This is a genomic window from Aeromicrobium sp. PFPM2_SD2 (genome assembly GCF_057364525.1).
Map to the genome: position 1 here is coordinate 1 of NZ_JBNFNZ010000808.1, position 560 is coordinate 560.

Sequence of the window (560 nt, forward strand, 5' to 3'; positions counted from 1 at the left end):
CACGCGCGGGTCGCGCAGCAGGCACACGACGTCGTTCTCCCGCGGCAGCCGGGCCCGGGTGACGCCGACGCGACCATGTGGGCGTCGGTGATGATCGGCGCGCCGGCCTCGAGCGCGGTGCGCGCGGCCGACACCAGCCCGGGGTGGACGACCAGGTCGCGGGTCAGGTCGGTCTGGCCGCAGGCGTGGATCATCCGGACGGCGACCTTCTCGGCGTCGGCCGGCACCCGCGACAGGTCGGACTCGGCGCGGATCGTCGCGAACGAGTCGACGTAGATCTGCGACCCGTCGGTCTCGTAGTCGTAGCGGCGGGTCGGCGGGGCGGTCGTCATGCGTTCTCCAGGTCGGGGACGAGCAGGGTGCGCCACGGGGTCACGACGACGTCCGGGGCACGCAGCGCGAGCACCTCGTCGAGCAGGTGCCGCTCGAGACGGCCGTCGGGCACCGCGAGGTGCCGCGCGTGCCGGCCGTCGTCCTGGGGGATCCTGCCAAGCGGCGGCGGGTCGGACGCCACCCGGGTCTCGGGTCGGCGCTCGTGGACCTCGTCGAGCAGGGCGGCT

At 75.0% G+C, this 560-nt stretch carries 2 protein-coding genes; both read right to left on the bottom strand.

Annotation, left to right across the window (positions count from 1 at the left end; translation table 11 throughout):
* Positions 1 to 332, bottom strand: a 332-nt coding sequence (locus tag AC2W7G_RS18235) for a precorrin-8X methylmutase (protein ID WP_485869677.1), incomplete at its 3' end; no start/stop codon positions are given.
* Positions 329 to 560: hypothetical protein (locus AC2W7G_RS18240; RefSeq protein WP_485869678.1), on the bottom strand; the 232-nt coding region annotated here is incomplete at its 5' end. The genes AC2W7G_RS18235 and AC2W7G_RS18240, both read right to left, overlap by 4 nt.